The sequence below is a fragment of the Polaromonas sp. C04 genome (assembly GCF_002002705.1).
In the GTDB taxonomy this organism is placed as follows: Bacteria; Pseudomonadota; Gammaproteobacteria; order Burkholderiales; family Burkholderiaceae_C; genus Rhodoferax_A.
The window spans coordinates 189,216-205,339 of sequence record NZ_MUNS01000041.1 but is presented as its reverse complement, the minus strand read 5'-3'; the positions used below and the strand labels follow the sequence as shown (position 1 = coordinate 205,339).

15 protein-coding genes and 1 pseudogene are annotated in these 16,124 nt (G+C 64.5%); 8 read left to right on the top strand and 8 right to left on the bottom strand.

Annotation, left to right across the window (positions count from 1 at the left end; all coding sequences use genetic code 11):
- Positions 1-6 precede the first annotated feature (6 nt).
- The 7 genes from B0E49_RS17415 to B0E49_RS17385 are packed head-to-tail and all read right to left on the bottom strand — an operon-like array spanning position 7 to position 8,637.
- Positions 7-1,245 (bottom strand): acetyl-CoA acetyltransferase, encoded by a 1,239-nt coding sequence (locus B0E49_RS17415; RefSeq protein WP_077563713.1) that lies wholly within the window; start codon positions 1,243-1,245, stop codon positions 7-9.
- Between the two features lie 21 nt (positions 1,246-1,266).
- Complete coding sequence (locus B0E49_RS17410; RefSeq protein ID WP_144264612.1) at positions 1,267-2,751, bottom strand: carotenoid oxygenase family protein; 1,485 nt, start codon at positions 2,749-2,751, stop codon at positions 1,267-1,269.
- The gene (locus B0E49_RS17405; RefSeq protein ID WP_077563712.1) at positions 2,741-3,739 is read right to left on the bottom strand and encodes an NAD(P)H-dependent flavin oxidoreductase; all 999 of its coding nucleotides are present in this window, start codon (positions 3,737-3,739) and stop codon (positions 2,741-2,743) included. Before B0E49_RS17405 ends, B0E49_RS17410 begins: the two co-directional genes overlap by 11 nt.
- Positions 3,740-3,741: 2 nt before the next feature.
- The gene (locus B0E49_RS17400; protein ID WP_077563710.1) at positions 3,742-4,719 is read right to left on the bottom strand and encodes a Bug family tripartite tricarboxylate transporter substrate binding protein; all 978 of its coding nucleotides are present in this window, start codon (positions 4,717-4,719) and stop codon (positions 3,742-3,744) included.
- A gap of 28 nt (positions 4,720-4,747) precedes the next feature.
- Complete coding sequence (locus B0E49_RS17395; RefSeq protein WP_077563708.1) at positions 4,748-5,449, bottom strand: alpha/beta fold hydrolase; 702 nt, start codon at positions 5,447-5,449, stop codon at positions 4,748-4,750.
- Positions 5,446-7,191, bottom strand: a complete 1,746-nt coding sequence (locus B0E49_RS17390; RefSeq protein ID WP_077563706.1) for a class I adenylate-forming enzyme family protein — start codon at positions 7,189-7,191, stop codon at positions 5,446-5,448. The genes B0E49_RS17395 and B0E49_RS17390 overlap by 4 nt, the downstream gene beginning before the upstream one ends.
- A 3-nt stretch (positions 7,192-7,194) precedes the next feature.
- Positions 7,195-8,637: a carotenoid oxygenase family protein gene (locus tag B0E49_RS17385; RefSeq protein WP_077563704.1), complete on the bottom strand. Its 1,443-nt coding sequence runs from the start codon at positions 8,635-8,637 to the stop codon at positions 7,195-7,197.
- Positions 8,638-8,747: 110 nt separating this feature from the next.
- Here B0E49_RS17385 and B0E49_RS17380 point away from each other — a divergent pair, with 110 nt between their 5' ends.
- From B0E49_RS17380 to B0E49_RS17345, 8 genes and pseudogenes are all read left to right on the top strand, one after another.
- Entirely contained in the window at positions 8,748-9,563 is an 816-nt protein-coding gene (locus B0E49_RS17380; RefSeq protein ID WP_077563701.1) for an IclR family transcriptional regulator, read from the top strand.
- Between the two features lie 33 nt (positions 9,564-9,596).
- On the top strand, positions 9,597-10,415 hold the full coding sequence (locus B0E49_RS17375) for a crotonase/enoyl-CoA hydratase family protein (protein WP_077563699.1): 819 nt from the start codon (positions 9,597-9,599) through the stop codon (positions 10,413-10,415).
- A gap of 79 nt (positions 10,416-10,494) precedes the next feature.
- Positions 10,495-10,944: a MarR family winged helix-turn-helix transcriptional regulator gene (locus tag B0E49_RS17370; RefSeq protein ID WP_077563697.1), complete on the top strand. Its 450-nt coding sequence runs from the start codon at positions 10,495-10,497 to the stop codon at positions 10,942-10,944.
- Positions 10,945-10,996: 52 nt separating this feature from the next.
- A complete protein-coding gene (locus tag B0E49_RS17365) occupies positions 10,997-11,419 on the top strand; it encodes an organic hydroperoxide resistance protein (protein ID WP_077563695.1) in 423 nt (140 codons plus the stop codon).
- A gap of 151 nt (positions 11,420-11,570) precedes the next feature.
- Entirely contained in the window at positions 11,571-12,668 is a 1,098-nt protein-coding gene (locus B0E49_RS17360; protein WP_077563693.1) for a DUF2855 family protein, read from the top strand.
- A 198-nt stretch (positions 12,669-12,866) separates the two neighbouring features.
- The gene (locus B0E49_RS17355) at positions 12,867-13,907 is read left to right on the top strand and encodes a serine/threonine protein kinase (protein WP_077563691.1); all 1,041 of its coding nucleotides are present in this window, start codon (positions 12,867-12,869) and stop codon (positions 13,905-13,907) included.
- 43 nt (positions 13,908-13,950) lie between these two features.
- Positions 13,951-14,301: pseudogene (gene arsC / locus B0E49_RS17350) on the top strand (arsenate reductase (glutaredoxin)); the annotation flags it as partial.
- Positions 14,302-14,323: 22 nt separating this feature from the next.
- Complete coding sequence (locus B0E49_RS17345; protein WP_077563687.1) at positions 14,324-14,821, top strand: DUF2127 domain-containing protein; 498 nt, start codon at positions 14,324-14,326, stop codon at positions 14,819-14,821.
- Here B0E49_RS17345 and B0E49_RS17340 read toward each other — a convergent pair whose 3' ends face one another.
- Positions 14,822-16,045 (bottom strand): MFS transporter, encoded by a 1,224-nt coding sequence (locus tag B0E49_RS17340; RefSeq protein ID WP_077563685.1) that lies wholly within the window; start codon positions 16,043-16,045, stop codon positions 14,822-14,824.
- Positions 16,046-16,124: the final 79 nt, after the last annotated feature.

Below are 16,124 nucleotides of genomic sequence, written 5' to 3'. Positions count from 1 at the left end.
TTTGACCTATCGATCGTCGCGCGCCACCACAAAGCTGACCACGGTGGCGCATGAGCCGCCAATATTGAGTGTCTGGATGCGCTGCGCATTCTCGATTTGGCAGGCGCCCGCCGTGTTGGTGACCTGCCGCGCCGCATCGAACAGCATGCGCGTACCGGTGGCGCCTACCGGGTGGCCGCAGCCGATCAGGCCGCCACTCATGTTGACCGGGCAACTCCCGCCGCGCTCTATGCGACCGTTTTCCACCGCCTGCCAGCTCTGCCCGGGTGAGGTCAGTCCCAAATGGTCAATCGCCACATACTCGGTCGTGGTGAAGCAGTCGTGCGTTTCCACTCCGCTCATTGCCTCGATGCCTGACACGCCGGCGCGTCGCCAGGCGTCCTCGATGGTCTGGCGCAGATGCGGAAACACATACGCGTGATCGCGGCTGCGCTCGAGTTTGTCGCGCAGGCGCAGACCCGCCGTGCGGTGCCCCCAGCCGGCAATATGCGGCAGGGCATTCAGGCTTGAACCACGCCGCGTGGCGTGCGCCTGCGCAAAGCGCGCCGAGGCCAGCACCACGGCGCAGGCACCGTCGGTAATCTGCCCGCAGTCCTGGCGCCGGCTGCCAGGCTCGATCATCGGATTCGCCTCGTCGTCGTCCGTGAAGCTCAGGGCGTCGAACTCCCATTTCCGGGTCTGTGCCAGCGGGTTGCGCTTGGCGTTGCCGTAGTTGAGTTCGGCAATCCGGTTCAGGTATTTGCGGTCGAGTCCATAGCGGCGCTCATACTCCTGCGCCACCAGGCCGAAGCCGGCGGGCCACATGAACTTGCAGTCGATGTCTTCATGTCCCTGCCAGGCCGCGGCGTTCTGGTTTTGCGAGGCTGCATCGCCAGGCAGGTTCTTGAGTTCCTCGGCACCCAGGACCAGCACGCAGTCATAGCGGCCCGCTTCGATTTCGGCCATGGCGCTCAGCACAGCCAGCGACGAGGAAGCACAGGCCCCTTCGTGGCGCATGGCGGGCACGCCCCACAGCTCCGGCACCACCTGGGCCACCATGGCCCCGAGGTGGGCCTGCTGGCGCTGCAGCTCGCCAAAGGCGTTGCCGACGTGGATGCTTTCAATGGCGCAGGCGTCGAGCTCGCAGGCCGCCAGTGCGCCCAGCGTGGCCTCGCGCATCATGTCGGAGATGTCCTGCCCCTGGCGCGCCCAGACTTTGGCAAAGTCGGTCTGGTAGCCGCCGAGAATGTAGGTGGACGGATTCATGGTGTTGCCTTTCATGGATGGTTAAAACCCCGCCCAGTCGGAGCGGATTTCGCTGGCATCGGCCCAGTACGAGTGGGTGCCGCTGCTGATCCGGTGCGGCAAAATGATGCGTGCGACCGGCCCGGCAGCGATGTTCCTGGCATCCAGTACCACACACTCGGAAGTATTGGTATTCATGTCGGTGACGAAGCTCACCACATAGCCATCGTCCTCGCCCCTGGGGTTGGTGTTGGGTGCCATCGGTGACTCGCTGCCAAAACGCCCCGCACCGAAAGAGTAGCTTTCGGAATGGCCGCTGACATGGTCGAAGCGGGTGATGCCGTCGAACAGGAAGGAGTTGGGATGCGCCACCATGTTGTACGAATATCGGTACGGCTGGCCCCAGTAGCGGGTGTTGATCATGCCGAACTCCAGCGATTGATCCAACAGACGCTGCTCGCGCGTTTCCCCCGTGCGCAGGTTGAAGCGCCAGCAGTACAGCGTAGGGCCGTAGCGGTCGGGGCCCAGGGTCGCGCCGGAGTTGTCGAAGCCGGCAGCGCCGTCGCCGCGTGTGGGCAGTGGCGTGCGCTGGTGGTAGCCATGCAGCACGATCTCGTCGCCTTCTTCCCAGGCATTGAGCCAGTGCAGCACATAGGTGGGACTGGCCTCGAACCAGCGCACCTCCCCCGGCTTGCCGCGCCGCGGGACAATGCCAAAGCGCGACGGCAGTTCCGGGTGGTACCCCACCTTGTGCTTGCCCTGCTGCAACAGCTGCGGATCCCAAAACAGCGGGAAGTCATTGAGGATGGCGTAATTTTCGGTGAACGCCATGTCATGCGGCAGGCGCGGGCCGGGCAGTTCCACCGGCACGTAGTGAACGAGCCGGTTGTTCTGGTCGACCACGCCGAAGTGCATATAGGGCGCCTGCTTGGAATAATTGAAGAACAGCAGTTCGCCGGTGCGGGGATCAACTTTTGGGTGCGCCGAAATGCCCCCGTCTGGCAGGATGCGATCGCCCCATGCGTCGGCGCCTTTGAACGCCAGCGTGCGTGCATCCAGCCGGTATGGCTCGCCGCACTGGTAGAAGGTGGCAAGCGCGGAGCCCGCGTGCACGATCACATCCGTGGCGGCCGTATCACGCAGCCCGCCGCGAGCACCCCAGCCGGGACGCTCGGCCAGACGCGGGTTGTCGATCAACCCGGCATACAGGGCGCGCCCCGCCTGCTGCTCCTCGATGAACGCCTTGGTCGGAATGAAGCGGTTGCGGTACTCGCACTTACCGCTCCGAAAGCTCATGAGGTGCAGCATGGCATCGCCATCAAACGCGTGGTAGCGACCCAGCGGTTGATGCACCGGGTTTTGCGTATTGCGCAAATACACGCCGTTCAACGACTTGGGAATTTCGCCGATCACCGTCAGATCGCGCGCATTGCATTCCACATAATTCGGCTCGAACACACCGGTCATGAAGGGGTGCCCGTTGGGCACCAAGGTCGGCTGTACCTTGTTGACAATTTCAAGCTGCACGGCTCAATCTCCTCGAATCACGATGACCGACCGGCTGCGACAGCGAGGCCAGCCGGCTGCAGGCTGCGCGGTACTCCGCTTCCAGACGCTGCACCACCTCGGCCACCGACTCCACGGCCTTGATGGCGCCCACGCCCTGCCCGGCTGCCCACACGTCTTTCCACTTTTTGGCACCGATGGACTGGTTGCTGTCGTACTGGCGCGCCGGCGCGGCCGGCATGTTGTCGGGGTCCAGCCCGTTGGCGCGCAGCGAGGGCTTGAGCCAGCTCGCCGGGGTACCGGTGATGCCGGCGCTCACGACCAAATCGTCCACGGTGCTGTCCACCAGCATCTGCTTGTATTGCGCCTGCGCGAGGCTCTCGGTCACCGGGATGAAGCGCGTGCCCATGTAGACGTAGTTGGCCCCGCTGGCGATGGCACCCGCCACGCCCCAGCCGTCGCTGATGCCGCCGCCAACGACCACATGACCGTCAAAGAACTCGCGCACCGCGCTGACAAACGCGAACGGTGAAAGCGAGCCCGTGTGCCCGCCCGCGCCGCTCGAAACACAGGCCAGGCCGTCCGCACCCGCTGCCACGGCCTTTTTCGCGAGCGTGATGCTGGTGACATCGGCAAACACCAGTCCGCCGTAGCCCTGCACCACTTCAATCGCCGGCTTCGGACTGCCCAGCGCGGTCACCACGACCGGCGGTTTGTATTTGGCGACCAGTTCCAGATCCTGCGGCAATCGCGTGTTGGACGAGTGCGTGACGAGGTTGGCACACCACGGCCCGATGGTGGCCGCCGGCTGCTCGTCGCGCGCGCGCGCCAGGCCTTCGGTGATTTGCTTCATCCAGACGTCGAGCGTGTCGATCGGCCGGGCATTGGGCGTGGGGAAGGCGCCGATGATGCCGGCCTTGCAGGCCGCGAGCACCAGCTCCGGGCCGGAGATGAGGAACATGGGGGCCGCGAACACCGGCAGCCGCAGCGCAAAGGGATATCGATTCATGTTTACTCGGTCGCCTTGAAACCAGAGATCTTCACGGCCTCGGCCCAGCGCTTCGAATCCGCTTGCCAGAACCTGTTGAACTCCTGCGGCGTGGAAGGCAGTGGCTCAAAATCGAAGGCCTTCCATTTCTCCTTGATCTCGGCGGATCGAAGGATCTTCACGAACTCGGTGTTCAGCTTGCCGATCACCGCGTCGGGCGTGCCGGCCGGCGCCACGATCGCGGACCAGATGTAGATCTCGAGGTCCGGATAGCCCTGCTCGCGAAAGGTCGCGATCTGCGGCATGAGCGGCGAGCGCTGCGGGCTTGTGACGGCCAGCACCTTGACCCTGCCTGCACTCACGTACGACTTCACGGCCTGCAGCGGCAGGAAGGCCACATCCACCTGGTCACCCAGCAGGGCGGTCACGGCCGGTGGCGTGCCGTTGAACGGCACGTGGAGCATGTCGATGCCGGCGCGCTCGTTCAGGATCACTCCCGCGAAGTGCGATGAATTGCCCGCGGTGAACGAGGCGAAAGACACCCTGCCCGGGCGCGATTTCGCCCAGGCAACGAATTCCTTGATGTTGCTGGCGGGCACGTTGTTGTTGACCGCCATGACCAGCGACGCACCCAGGAAGTTCGTCACCGGGCGAAAGCTCTTTTCGGGATCGTAGGGCAGCTTCGAGAAGGTATGCGGGTTGATGGCGAACATGCTGGTGCTGGCCAGCAGCAGCGTGTAGCCGTCGGGTGGCGCCGCCATCACGGTTTGTGCCGCGATAATGCCCGAGCCGCCGGGCTTGTTGTTGATCAGCAGGGTCTGACCGGTGTTCTTGCTGAACATCTCGGCCACCTGGCGCAGCGCCGTGTCCAGCGTGTTGCCGGCGGCAAACGCAACATCGATCCATACCGGTTTACTGGGGTAGGTCTGGGCCCGGGCAGCGGGCAGGGCCGCAGCCAGCGGCAGGGCGCCAAGCGTTTGCAGGGCGTTGCGTCGTTTCATGATTTTGTCTCCTGATGATGTAGGGGGGTTAGAGCAGGGTCTTGAGCAGTGCGGCTACGCTGGCCGGCTGTTCCATTGGCGTCATATGACCGGCCTGCTCGATCCATTCAAGCCGGGCACCGGGAATCAGTGCAGCCAGTTCTTGCGAGAGCGCGGGCGGCGTGATCCTGTCGTCGCGGCCACACATCACAAGCGCGGCAATGTCCAGCATCGCGAGCCTCCCCCGGTGGTCGCCCCGGCTCGCAATGGCGCGGTTCTGCCGAATGGCAGCCTGCGGTCCGACACCCAGCATCATCTGGCGCATGCGCTCCATCAGCACGGCATCGGCATGGCTGCCCGCGTGCGTGCCAAACTGCAGGATGCCCTCCACCACTTTGGGGAAATCGCGCTCGATGGCCGCGATGGTTTTCTCCCGCACCATCTCGCCCTCCCTGGATTCAGGACGTGCTGAAGTATCCAGCAGCCCCAGAGCCATCACAGGACGGGCATTGTTAGCCATCATTTCGATAGCAACGTAACCCCCCATCGAAAACCCGCAAAGCACCAACGGCGTGTCTGGCGGCACATTCGCCACCTGCGCCCAGGCGTCGCGTGCCATCTCCACGATGCCGCCCTGACTCAGGACATTGGCAATGCAAATATCCGCGTCATTCTGCAGATACGGCGTCACCTGCTCCCAGACACGGGCATCGTTGAGCATGCCGGGAATCAGCAACAGGACCGGCTTCATGCAACCAACATCGCGCTTTGCGGAGCCAGCGACTTCGCCTGTTCGCGCAGTTCGCGCTTGAGGATCTTGCCCACCGGATTGCGCGGCAGGATGGGCAGCGGCAGCAGATATTCAGGCAGCTTGTAGACCGCCACGCGCTTGTGCTCGCGCAGGAAGGTGGTGATGGCTTCCAGGTTGACCGTCCGGCCCTCGGCCGCAACCACGCAGGCGCAGACCTTCTCGCCCAGAATGGCGTCCGGCACGCCAACCACAGCGGCTTCCTGCACGCCGGGACAGGCCAGCAGCAGGTTCTCGATCTCTTCGGATGAGATGTTCATGCCGCCGCGGATCACCAGGTCCTTGGATCGCCCGACATAGCGGTAGTACTGCAATCGGTCCCCGGCAATCTCAAACAAATCGCCGGTTTTGTAGAAGCCCTGGTCATCGAAGGCGCGGTCCGTGAGCTCGGGCGCGCGAAAGTACCCGCTGAAAATCGTCGGACCCACAAAACGGATTTCGCCCGGCCGGCCGGCCTCGTTGATGTCTTCACCGGTTTCCATGTCGACCAGTCGGGTCCTGATCTTGCGCGTAGTCGAAAGATGCCACTCAAAACCCTCGACGCCGGCGCGCGGAAAGAACTGGGCGCGCGCGGTGGGGTCGGGCATGTCCCTGTATGTGCCGGACAGCGCGGCGCCTTCATTGGAGCCGAAGTAATTGACGATCTGCACGCCATGCTTTTCGGCAAAGCCGCGCACCATCCACTCCGACAAGGGCGCCGAGCCGGAGCCAATGCGCGTCAACCTGGCGAAGTCGATGTCCGCCAGCAAGGCTTCATTTTGCAGCAGTGTGTTGAGAATGGCCGGCGGCGCGATGGTGTAGTTGATGCACTCCTCTTTGAGCTGGCGCAGAAAGACCGGCAAGGAAAAGGGGTGGTGTTGCACCACGGTCGCGCCCAGCGACAACCAGGTCACGAAGGCGCTGGAGACCCCCGCCATGTTGACCAGCGGAAACGGATTGAGTATTCGGGTTTGGGGCTTGAGCTCTCCTGCCTCGATCACGGAGGGCGCCACCACCAGCCATTCGTTGTGGCTGCGTGGAACGCCCTTGGGCTGCGCCTCGGTGCCGGATGTCCAGCAGATCGTGAACACGTCATTGGCGGTGACGGCGGCTTCGCGCTCGGCCCGCGCCAGGCGCTCACGGTCGGCGTCGGTCACGGCCATCGCCGCCGCGAGGTTGGTGGCCATCAACGGCACCTGTTCGCCCCACGCAAAAATGTTCTTCAAACAGGGATGCGACTGCTGGAGTCCGGCAAACATCTCGACACTCTGGTGCCCGCCACCGGGTTTGCCGATCCGCGCAAACGTGACCGCCGCGACCGCTTTCGTTATCGACAGAATGTGCGCCAGCTCATGCTCACGGTATTGCACCGGGACCGGCGTGATCACGATGCCCAGTCTGGCGCAGGACAGGTACACCACGAACTGCTCGACGCAATTGGGCAACTGCATCAACAGTATGTCGTCACGGCGGATGCCGCTTTGGAGAAGCACGCCGCAGAACCGGTCCACCTCATCCGCCAGCTGTGCCCAGGTCAGGCGCCTGGGCGCGCCATGCGCAAAGTCGGGGCGATTGCACGCATCCACCGCGGCCTCGGCGTCCGGGCGCTCGCGCACATGCGTCGCAAACAGATTCCACAAAGTGGTGCTGCCCCACCAGCCACGGGCTGTGTAATCGTCGATTTTCGTTTTCGGAACCAGGATCACGGTTTACTTCCAGCGCGTCAGCGTCTGCTGACTGATAAAGGTCGCATGAAAGCCATGCGGAATGCGTCGCGGCATAACGATCCGGGCCACCGGGCCCTCGGCCAGGCGAGCCCCTTTGCAATCGAACACCTGGATCTCCGAGCGCTGGTCGGCGGGGTTCCAGACCGGCATCACAAGGTAGCCATCGTCTTCGCTCTGGCTGTTGTCGCGCGGGGCGAAGCCGGGCTCGTTGTAAAAGTAGTGCGGCCCCGCGCTGTAAGCCACGTAGCCGCCCGTGCTCAGGTCGTACTTCACCAGCCCGGGAAAGCGGGGCTCCTCACGCCCACCCTGGGGAAACAGCACGTTATAGGAATAACGGTTCTTGCGGCCCTGGTACAGGCTGTTGATGACCGGGAATTCGGTGTTGAGCACGTCATCAATGACGCGTTCGCGAGTCTTGCCGGTCTTGAGGTCGAAGCGCCACTCATACAGCATGAAGTCGCGCTGGCGCTGATTGATGGTGTGCTCCAGGCGGCGGGCATCCGGCTGCCCGTCGGCCGTGGCGTGAAGCCGGTACGGCGTGCCCACCATCACCACTTCGTGACCCTCTTCCCAGGCGTTCACCACGTGCAGCATGTAGGCAGGCTTGGCTTCGAACCAGCGGATGTCCTTCGAGGATCCGTAGCGCGGCACCACACCGAAACGCGTGGGCTGGTCAGCATGGAAGCGGACTTTGTAGCGTCCGGCCTTTAAGGCCTCGGCATCGGGCCACAGCGGAAAGTCGTGCAGGATGGTGTAGTTTTCGGTCACCGCCATGTCGTGCGGCAAACGCGGTCCGGGCAAAGGCACCTCGATTTTGTGCTTCAGCTTGCGGTCCGCTCCGATGACGCCGTACTCCATGTACGGGGCGGTCATGCTGTAGTCAAAAAACAGCAACTCACCCGTGTGCTCGTCTGGCCGCGAGTGCGCCGAGATTTTTGTCAGCGCTCCGTCATAGTCGGCCGCACCCAGGGTTTCCAGGGTATAGGGATCAACGGCATAGGGCATGCCGGAGCGGTACCACATGGTGATCAGCCGCCCGGCGTGGTACTTGACATCGGTATTCGAGGTGTTTTTGAGCGGCTCGTCCTGGCGGTCCGCGCGCATCGGCTCCTTCAGGCCCTTCCAGAGGGCGCGGCCGGCGGCACGCTCTTCCTGCAAGGCCCGGGTCTGGATCCAGCGATTGCGGTAAACCACCTTGCCGTTTTGAAACTGGATGGCATGCACCATGCCATCGCCGTCATAGGCGTGGTAGCGCCAGTCGGGCGGGAAAAACGGATTCGGGCCGTTGCGCACATACAGGCCGTTCAGATCCTTGGGCACTTCACCCAGAATGGTCATGTTGTCGAAAACAGTCTCGTCCCCAATCGGCGCGTTGTTGCCGTTGAGTGCTGGAATCTCGTGAGCCGGCAAATCATTGAGTTTCATGCGGTCGCCTTCGGTGTTTACGTGGGGATGCGCTTTTGGAGCGTGCGCCAGTTTAGGAATGCGGCCACAATTACCATCGGCCAATTCCGATATATTGAAAGTATTTCGATATGTCAAAAACTGAAAACACACTACCCATCCCCCGCCGCTCCCGCGTGCCGGCCGGATTTCAGGAATACGAAGGAGACCGTCAGTTCGCCACGACGCTGGCACGCGGGCTGGAGTTGCTGCATTGCTTCACCCCGCGCGAGCCCGTGCTGGGCAATAAGGAGCTGGCGCAGCGTTTGAGTTTGCCGGCGGCCACCATTTCGCGCCTGACCTACACCCTGATGTGCATGGGCTACCTAGCGCAAACCGACAGCTACGGGAAATACCGCCTGGGCTCCGCGGTACTGTCGCTGGGCTATCCCCTGCTGGAGCTCTTCACGGTGCGACGGCAGGCAAGACCGTTGATGTTCGAGCTGGCCGCAGAGACCGGCGGCGCGGTGTCGATTGGCATCCGGGACCGATTGAGCATCGTGTACATCGAAGCCATCCGGCATAGCGCCAACTCCGTCTATCCGCTGGACGTCGGCACCACCCACTCACTGGCGGGTACGGCCATCGGGCGCGCCTGCCTGATGGCCTGTCCACCCAGGGAGCGCGAGGCCCTGCTCAACCAGTTACGCGTCAAGACGCCCGATGAGTGGGAACGGCATGGCACCGAGGTGATGCGCAACCTGGCGCAATACGCGCGATGGGGAAGTTGCGTTTCGGTGGGCGAGGTCTATCCCGACGTGCAGGCGGTGGCCGTTCCGCTCGGGAAAATTGACCGCGGTGAAACGGCCGCGCTTAATTGCTCATTCCAGGGCAAGGCATTGAACGAGAGTTGGCTGCGCGAGGAAATCGCGCCAAAATTGCTCGCTCTGGCCCGACGGATTGCATGACACCTTCATCCACAGCCCAACAGGACACATCGCATGACACTCTCCCCTATGCCTGAAACCCATCCCGAAGGCAACATCGACTGCGAGGTGCTGGAGCACGTACTGCTGATCAGCATCAACCGCCCGGCCAAGCGCAACGGCTTTACCCCGAAGATGTTCCGCGAGCTCGGCGAGGCCTATACGCGGCTGGACGACGACCCAGCACTGCGCGTGGGGGTGCTGCACGCCATGGGCGAGCACTTCACCGCGGGACTGGATCTGCCGACCATCGCGCCGCTGATGCAGCGCGGCGAGAAGGCCGTGCCGCTGGGCCTGGTCGACCCCTTGAATCTCGGCATGGAGGGCTACCGGCGCCGCACCAAGCCGATGCTGGTCGCGGTCAAGGGCATCACCTACACGCTGGGCATCGAGTTGATGCTGGCCGCCGATATCGTGGTGGCGGCCGACAACTGCCGCTTCTCGCAGCTCGAAGTCAGGCGCGGCATCATGGCCACGGGCGGCGCCACGCTGCGCATGGCCGAGCGCGCGGGCCTGGGCAATGCGCTGCTGCATTTGCTGACCGGTGACGAGTTCGGCAGCGCCGAGGCGCTGCGGCTGAACTTCGTGCAAAAGGTCGTGCCCGCGGGCCGGGAACTGGACGAGGCGCTGCGCCTGGCCCAGGTGATTGCCGCGCAGGCGCCGCTGGCCGTGGTGGCAACCCGGCTGAACGCGCTCAAGGCCGTCGAGCACGGCCCGCTGGTCGCGATGCATGAATTCATACCGGTGCAGCGGCGACTGGCCAACAGCATTGACGCAGCCGAGGGCGTGCGCTCGTTCGTCGAGAAGCGGCCCGCACGCTTTTCGGGCCGCTGATCCGGCGAATTGCCGGTTCGGCTAAACTCATTTACAAAATTAAGTTGTACGAAATTTAATTGCTCGATATAATTTAACCATGACAACGCGAAAACTCGATTCCGACCAGGCCCTGCGGCTGGACAACCAGCTGTGCTTCGCGCTGTATTCCACCTCGCTGGCGATGACCAAACTGTACAAACCGCTGCTCGATGGGCTCGGGCTGACCTACCCGCAATATCTGGCCATGCTGGTGCTGTGGGAGCAGGACGGGTTGACGGTCTCCGAGCTCGGCGAGCGCCTGTACCTCGACTCGGGCACGCTCACGCCGCTGCTCAAGCGGCTGGAGGCCGCGGGCCTGATTGCGCGCCTGCGTGCCGTGGAAGACGAGCGCCGCGTGCATCTCACGCTGACCGCGGCGGGGCGCCGGCTCAAGGCCCGCGCCGCGAAGATTCCGGACTGCATTCTCGATGCCAGCCAATGCTCGCTCTCCGAGCTGGTCAGCCTCACCCAGCAGGTGCAAGCCCTGCGCAAGAAGCTGGTCGCCTGACGATTTCTCAACCCGCTTCATGCCCGAAGCACTACTTCCCGAAGGAGTCACCATGCCTACGAAACTCGAAAAAGTCCTGTATACCGCCCACACCCACACCACCGGCGGGCGCGACAATGGCGCCGCGCGCTCAGACGATGGCCGCCTGGACGTCAAGCTGTCCTCCCCGGGCACGTCCGGCACCGGTACCAACCCCGAGCAGATGTTCGCGGCCGGCTACTCGGCCTGCTTCATCGGCGCCATCAAGGCGGTGGCCGGCAAGATGAAAGTCACCGTGCCGGCCGACGTGGCGGTGGATGCCGAGGTGGATCTCGGCCCGATCCCGAACGCCTACGGCATCGCCGCGCGCCTGAAGGTCAGCCTGCCCGGCATGGAGCGCGCCGCCGCCCAGGCGCTGGTGGACGCTGCGCACCAGGTCTGCCCGTATTCGAATGCCACGCGCGGCAACATCGACGTGACCATCACGGTCGTCTAAGCGCATCCGCTGTCACCCAGGCGGCCCGCCGGTGTTGAACCGGCGGGCCGTTTCGCTCACTGGCCCCCACGCTTGTCGCTGCGCGTACTGCGCTGCCCCCCGAGGGGGCCGAACTTGCTCGGGGCGACCCTTCGCTGCGTTAGGATGCCCCATGAACACCACCCTGCTCGTCCAGAAAAATCAGCTCGGCACCACGCGGTTGACCAGCGCGCCGGATATCGCGCTCGCACCCGACCAGATTCGCGTGCAGGTAGACAAGTTCGCGCTGACCTCCAACAACATCACCTACGCCGCGTTCGGTGACGCCATGAGTTATTGGCAGTTCTATCCCACGGGCAAAGACGGCTGGGGCATCGTGCCGGTGTGGGGCTTCGGCACGGTGGCGCAGTCGCTGCACGCCGGCGTCGCGGTGTGCGAGCGGCTGTACGGCTACTGGCCGATGGCGAGCAGCGCGGTGCTGTCGCCCACCCGGCTCTCACCAGGCAGTTTTGTGGACGGCGCTGTGCACCGTGCGCCGCTGCATGCGGTCTACAACCAGGTCATGCGCTGCGCCGCCGACCCGTTCTATAGCCTCGATACCGAAGACCTGCAGGCGCTGCTGCGGCCGCTGTTCATCACCTCGTGGCTGATCGATGATTTTCTGGCCGATAACGATTTTTTCCAGGCCCACGTGATGCTGCTGTCCAGCGCGTCGAGCAAAACCGCCTACGGCACGGCATTCCAGCTCAGGCAGAGGACGGGCATCGAGGTGGTGGGCCTGACCTCGGCCTCCAACCAGGCGTTTTGCGAGAGCCTGGGCTGCTATAGCCGGGTGCTGACGTACGAGCAGCTCGACCAGATCGCCGCCGAGACGCCCTGTGTCTATATCGACTTTGCCGGCAGCGCGGAGTTGCGCCGCGCTGTCCACACACGCTTCGCCCACCTCAAGTTCAGCAGCTCGATCGGCGGCACGCACGTCGAGCAACTCGGCGGTGCCAAGGATTTGCCGGGGCCGCGCGCCACGCTGTTCTTTGCCCCCGCGCAAATCAAGAAGCGGCAGGCGGACTCGGGCGCCGAGGGCCTGGGCCAGCGGCTGCTGCAGGCCTGGCAGGGCTTTATCCGCCAGGTCAGCAACCCGGCCGCGCCCTGGCTCACGGTGGCGCAGCACCGCGGCCCCGCAGCGGTGCAGGCCGCCTACGCGCAGCTGCTGGCCGGGCGCGGCGACCCGCGCGTCGGGCACATGCTGTCGATGCACGCGGGAGCCGACTGATATGCGACTTTGCATTCAATGATATGAAAAGCGGAGGCGGCCTTGGGGTTGTGTCGCGCCGCTGGTCCCACCCCCACCCTCCCCCGAAAGGGGAGGGAGTCGAACCCGACCTTCCCTCAAGCGCTGCTTCGTCTTGCCCCTTCCCCCTCTGGGGGAAGGCTGGGATGGGGGCCGCAGGCCACGAGCGACAATCAAGGCATGCCCCCTTCCTCCACCGCGACTTCTCCGTCCCATCCCTACGAGGCGCTGACGCCCGACGTGGTGATGGATGCCCTGGCCAGCGTCGGCCTGTACGGCGACGGCCGCCTGATGGCGCTGAGTTCGTACGAGAACCGCGTCTACCAGATCCACCTCGAAGACGGCAGCGCCGTGGTCGCCAAGTTCTACCGGCCCGGGCGCTGGAGCGAGGCGCAAATACTCGAAGAACACGCCTTCGCGGCCGAGCTGATGGCGGCGGAAATCCCGGTCGTTGGGCCGCTGGTGCTGGCCGATCGTACGCTGCACGCGTTCGCCGGCTTCGCCTTCAGCGTGAGCCCGAGCCGCGGCGGGCGAGCGCCCGAGCTCGACGACTTCGAGGTGCTGGAGTGGATCGGGCGTTTCCTGGCGCGCATCCACACCGTGGGCGCGGCGCGGCCGTTCGTACACCGCCCGGCGCTGGACCTGCAAAGCTTTGGCACCGCCTCGCGCGACTGGCTGCTGGCGCATGACAAGATCCCGCTCGACGTGCAGGGCACGTGGCAGGCGGCTTGCACCGATGCTCTTGATTTAATAGCTGCCAGCGCAATGGAGACAAGGGCTACCGGCTCATTTGACACCGAACCGCTGCAATTCATCCGGCTGCACGGCGACTGCCACCCCGGCAACATCCTGTGGACGCCGACCGAGCGGCCCGGCGGCGGCCCGCACTTCGTCGACCTGGACGACGCGCGCAGCGGGCCGGCAGTGCAGGACCTGTGGATGTTGCTCAGCGGCGACCGACGCCAGCGCACGGCGCAGCTCAGCGGGCTGCTCGACGGCTACGAACAGTTCCGCGCGTTCGACCGGCGCGAGCTGGCCCTGATCGAGCCGCTGCGCACGCTGCGCCTGATCCACTACAGCGCCTGGCTCGCGCGGCGCTGGGCCGATCCGATCTTTCCGATCAACTTCCCGTGGTTCGGCTCGAGCGACTACTGGAAGGGCCAGGTCGACATGCTGCACGAACAGATCGAGGCCATGCAGGAGCCGCCGCTGGTGGTCTGAAGAATCATCCCGCCCCCTGTTTCATTTCTTCCGGAGAATGCCCATGAACCCCGTCACGATCTACCACAACCCGAAGTGCGGCACCTCGCGCACCGTGCTGGGCCTGATTCGCGAGCACGGCATCGAGCCCGAGGTCATCGACTACCTGAAGCACCCGCCCGGCCGCGAGAAGCTGGTCGAACTCATCGCGCAGTTGAAGCTGCCGGTGCGCGAGGTGCTGCGCAGCAAGGAGGCCTTGTGCGTTGAACTCGGGCTCGACAACCCCGCACTGCCCGACGACGCGCTGATCGACGCCATGGTGGCGCACCCGATCCTGATGAACCGGCCGATCGTGGTCACGCCGCGCGGCGCGCGGCTGTGCCGCCCGCCGGATACCGTGCTGGGGATCCTGCCGTAGTGCCGGCAAAAAATTCCTGATGAGCCAGCCGTTGCCCGTCGCCCGCACCGCTCCGAAACACCTCATCGCGCAACGTCGCGCGCTGCGCGCGGTCGCCCTGTTCGAGGCCCTCAAGGGCTTCGCCGCGCTGATTGCGATGATCGGTGTGATCAACCTGGAGCATCGCGATGTGAAGCACTTGGTGATTGACTTGATCGGCCGCTTCGGGTTGCAGCCGGACGAGCACTATCCATCGATTCTTCTGCACTACGCAGGGCTGTTGCCCGGCGCCAACCTGCACCTGCTCGTGATGCTGGCCGTGGCCTACGTCGCGCTGCGCTTCGCCGAAGCCTATGGGCTATGGAATGACCGGGTCTGGGCCGAATGGCTGGGCGCGTTGTCGGGCGGCTTGTATATCCCGCTGGAACTGCGCCATCTGCTGCACCAGCCGTCGATCATCAGCGCGGGCGTGCTGGCCGGCAACGTCTTCGTCGTCGGCCTGCTGGCGCAGCATCTGTGGCGGCGGCGCGGCAGATGATTACTTGACGCGGTGGCGTTCGACGTTGGGCAGAAACACTGCCATCATGCCCAGCAGCGGCAAATACGCGCACAGGCGATAGACATATTCGATGCCGTGCGTGTCCGCCAGACTGCCGAGCACGGCGGCACCGATGCCGCCCATGCCGAACGCAAAGCCGAAGAACATGCCCGAGACGGCGCCGACCTTGCCGGGCACCAGTTCCTGCGCAAACACCAGGATCGCCGAGAAGGCGGAGGCCAGGATCAGGCCGATCACGAAGGTCAGCACGCCCGTCCACATCAGGTTGACGTGGGGCAGCAGCAGCGTGAACGGCGCCACGCCGAGAATGGACACCCAGATCACCAGCTTGCGGCCGATGCGGTCGCCGATCGGGCCGCCGAGCATGGTGCCGGCCGCCACCGCAAACAGGAACACGAACAGATGCACTTGCGCCGACTGCACGGACAAGTGGAATTTGCTCATCAAATAGAAAATGTAGTAGCTGGTGATGCTGGTCAGGTAGAAATACTTGGAGAAGACCAGCACCATCAGGACCAGGAAGGCCCACGCCACGGTGCGCCGCGGCAGCGGATCGTGCACGGCCACGGCGGCCTTCTTCTTGCGCCCCACGCCCGCCAATTGCTGCTGCCTGTACCAGCCCCCGATTTTCCACAGCACGATGATCGCCATCAGCGCGGCCAGCCCGAACCACGCCACCGCGTACTGACCGCGCGGAATGATGATCACCGCCGCCAGCAGCGGGCCGACGGCGCTGCCCATGTTGCCGCCGACCTGGAAGATCGATTGCGCCAGGCCATGCTGGCCGCCCGACGCCATGCGCGCGATGCGCGAGGATTCGGGGTGGAAGATGGAGGAGCCCGTCCCCACCAGCGCGGCCGCCAGCAGCACCATGCCAAAGTTCGGCGCGACGGACAGCAGCAGCAGGCCGATCAGCGTGGCGCCCATGCCGAACGCCAGGGAATAGGGCTTGGGATGCTTGTCGGTATACAGGCCCACCACCGGCTGCAACAGCGAGGCGGTGATCTGGTAGGTCAGCGTGATCAGGCCGATCTGCGTGAAGCTCAGGCTGAACTCGCCCTTGAGCAGGGGATAGATCGCCAGGATCAGCGACTGGATCATGTCGTTGAGGAAGTGCGAAAAGCTGATCGCCCCCAGCACCCGAAAGCGGGTGGGGGCCTTCGTGCCCGGCGGTGCGGCGCGGGTCGCGATACTGTTGCTCATGGGCGGTGCTCTGGGTTCTGCGGATGGGAGGGAAAACGGCCCCTGAATCGTACGCGCCCGTCGGAGGCCTGTCTCGCGA